A 3,109-nucleotide genomic window follows, 5' to 3' on the forward strand; every position below is an offset into this window, starting at 1 on the left:
GCACGATGCCCGCCGCGCCGTTGGTGGGCGCGGTGACCACGCGGCCGCCGGTGGCGTTTTCCTCGTTCACCGCGAGGGCGTAGAGGTTGACCCAGTCGAGCACGCTGAGGCTGTCGCGCAGGTTGGCCTCAGGCCGCTCGCTGAGCTGCCGGTAGAGCGCCGCAGCGCGGCGCCGGACCTTGAGGCCGCCGGGCATGATGCCTTCGTTCTGGCATCCCGCCCGCACGCAGGCTTGCATCACCTCCCAGATATGCAGCAGCCCCAGACGGGTCTTTTGCGGGGATCGCCAGGCGGTCTCGTTCTCGGCCATCAGCTGACTGATGGAAAGACCGTGGGTAGCGCACTGCTCCAGCAGCTCACGCGCGGTGCGGAATGGATAGCGCAGCGGCGTGCGGTCTTCGACGATGCGATCCAGACCGACCGCCTCCTCGTCCACCACGAAGCCGCCGCCCACCGAGTAGTACTCGCGCGAACGGACCTGCAGACCAGCCTCGTCGAAGGCACGGAAGATCATGCCGTTGGGGTGATAGGGCAAGGGTTTGCGGATCATCGCCAAGTGTTCCTTCTCGACGAAGCGGATCGGTTTTTCCCCGAGCAGCGAGATGCTTCCGGCGCTACGCATGGCAGCCAATCGCTGGTCCACCGTGCGGGTGTCCACCAGGTCCGGGTACTCCCCTTCCAGCCCCAGCAGCACGGCCTTGTCGCTGCCGTGGCCCTTGCCGGTTGCGCCGAGGGAGCCGTAGAGCTCCACCCGCACGCTCTCCACCCGGTCCAGCAGCCCTTCCGTCTTCAGGCCCGAGACGAAGCGCGCCGCAGCGCGCATCGGGCCCACGGTGTGGGAGCTGGAGGGGCCGATGCCTACCTTGAACAGATCGAAAACGCTTAGCGACATAATTCGACTCCGAAGCAAGCCCAGGGTGGCGGTCAGGCCGGATAGACCGGGAAGCGCGCGCAGAGCGCGGCCACCTGCTTAGCCACTTGGGCCTCGACATCGGCATCGCCGAGGTGATCGAGGATGTCGCAGATCCAGCTGGCCAGGGCTCGGCACTCCGGCTCCTGGAAGCCACGGGTGGTGACGGCCGGGGTGCCGATGCGCAGGCCGGATGTGACGAAGGGCGACTGCGGGTCGTTGGGCACGGCGTTCTTGTTCACGGTGATGTGGGCACGACCCAGTGCGGCGTCCGCGTCCTTGCCGGTGATGCCCTGGCGGATCAGGCTGACCAGGAACAGGTGGTTGTCGGTGCCGCCGGAGACCACGTCGTAGCCACGTTCGATGAACACTTTGGCCATGGCTCTGGCATTGGTGATGACCTGGGCCTGGTAGTCCTTGAAGCCGGGCTCCAGCGCTTCCTTGAAGCACACGGCCTTGGCGGCGATCACATGCATCAGCGGACCGCCCTGCCCGCCCGGGAAAACCGCAGCGTTGAGCTTCTTCTCGATCTCCGGGTTGGATTTGGCGAGGATCAGGCCGCCACGTGGACCGCGCAGGGTCTTGTGGGTGGTGGTGGTGACCACGTCGGCATAGGGCAGCGGGTTCGGGTACAGGCCAGCAGCGACCAGGCCGGCGACGTGGGCCATGTCGACGAACAGCAGTGCACCGACCTTGTCGGCGATGGCGCGGAAGCGCGGGAAATCGAGGGTTTTCGAGTAAGCCGAGAAGCCGGCAACGATCATCTTCGGCTTGTGCTCGACGGCCAGGCGCTCGACTTCGTCGTAATCGATCAGGCCATTGCCGTCGATGCCGTACTGCACGGCGTTGTACAGCTTGCCGGAAGAGCTGACCTTGGCGCCGTGGGTCAGGTGACCGCCGTGGGCGAGGCTCATGCCCAGCAGGGTATCGCCCGCCTGCAGCAGCGCGAGGTAAACAGCAGCATTGGCCTGGGAGCCGGAGTGCGGCTGGACGTTGGCGTAGTCGGCGCCGAACAGCTGCTTGGCGCGGTCGATAGCCAGTTGCTCGACTACATCCACATATTCGCAGCCACCGTAGTAGCGCTTGCCCGGGTAACCCTCGGCATACTTGTTGGTCAGCTCGCTGCCCTGGGCTTGCATCACCTGCGGGCTGGTGTAGTTCTCGGAGGCGATCAGCTCGATGTGGTCTTCCTGGCGCTGGGCCTCGCGGCGCATGGCGTCGAACAGCGCTGGGTCGAAATCGGACAGGGTAAGGCTCTTGTGGAACATGGTCGTATCCTTCTTGTTCGGTTGGATGCAGCGCAAAGGTCGAGCTGTAGGAACGGGCTCGCTCGCGAATGGCTCCGGCAGAAGCGCTTCGCCAGCGAGCTGGCTCCTACAACGGGCCGCCGTCAGGCGTCCTGATAGGCCTCGATGGACGGGCAGGCACAGACCAGGTTGCGGTCGCCGTAGACGTTGTCGACGCGGCCCACCGGCGGCCAGTACTTGGCCTCGACCAGGCTGGCGCTGGGGTACACGGCCAGCTCGCGGCTGTACGGGTGGCGCCACTCGCCGACCAGTTCCGCTGCCGTGTGCGGGGCATTCTTCAGCGGGTTGTCGTGGGCATCCAGCTGACCTTCCTCCACCGCGCGGATTTCCTCGCGGATGCGGATCATGGCGTCGCAGAAGCGATCCAGTTCTTCCTTCGACTCGCTCTCAGTCGGCTCGATCATCAGCGTACCGGGTACCGGGAACGACATGGTCGGCGCGTGGAAGCCGAAGTCGATCAGGCGCTTGGCCACGTCGTCGACGCTGATGCCGCTGGTTTCCTTGAGCGGCCGCAGGTCGAGGATGCACTCGTGGGCCACAAGGCCATTGCTGCCGGTGTAGAGCACCGGGTAGTGCTCTTCCAGGCGGCGGGCGATGTAGTTGGCGCTGAGGATCGCCAGTTGCGAGGCACGCTTGAGACCTTCGCCGCCCATCATGCGGATGTACATCCAGGTGATCGGCAGGATGCTCGCGCTGCCGAACGGCGCGGCACTGACCGCGCCTTCCTGGCGGGCTAAGTGGCCTTGGCCGTGGCCGGGGAGGAACGGCGCCAGGTGGGATTTGACGCCGATCGGGCCAACGCCCGGGCCGCCGCCGCCGTGGGGGATGCAGAAGGTCTTGTGCAGGTTCAGGTGCGACACGTCGCCGCCGAACTGGCCCGGGGCACAGAGGC

General features: G+C 66.0%; 2 protein-coding genes and 1 pseudogene. All 3 read right to left on the bottom strand.

Features of this window, described 5'->3' with window-relative positions; genetic code table 11:
- On the bottom strand, positions 1-892 hold an 892-nt coding region (locus J7302_RS26145), incomplete at its 3' end, for an L-serine ammonia-lyase (protein WP_215381744.1).
- Positions 893-924: 32 nt separating this feature from the next.
- Positions 925-2,178, bottom strand: coding sequence for a serine hydroxymethyltransferase (gene glyA, locus J7302_RS26150; RefSeq protein ID WP_215381747.1), 1,254 nt, complete (start codon positions 2,176-2,178; stop codon positions 925-927).
- A 122-nt stretch (positions 2,179-2,300) separates the two neighbouring features.
- Positions 2,301-3,109 (bottom strand): annotated as a pseudogene (locus J7302_RS26155) (glycine dehydrogenase (aminomethyl-transferring)); the annotation flags it as partial.

This window comes from Metapseudomonas boanensis, assembly GCF_018704125.1.
Classification (GTDB): Bacteria; Pseudomonadota; Gammaproteobacteria; order Pseudomonadales; family Pseudomonadaceae; genus Metapseudomonas; species Metapseudomonas boanensis.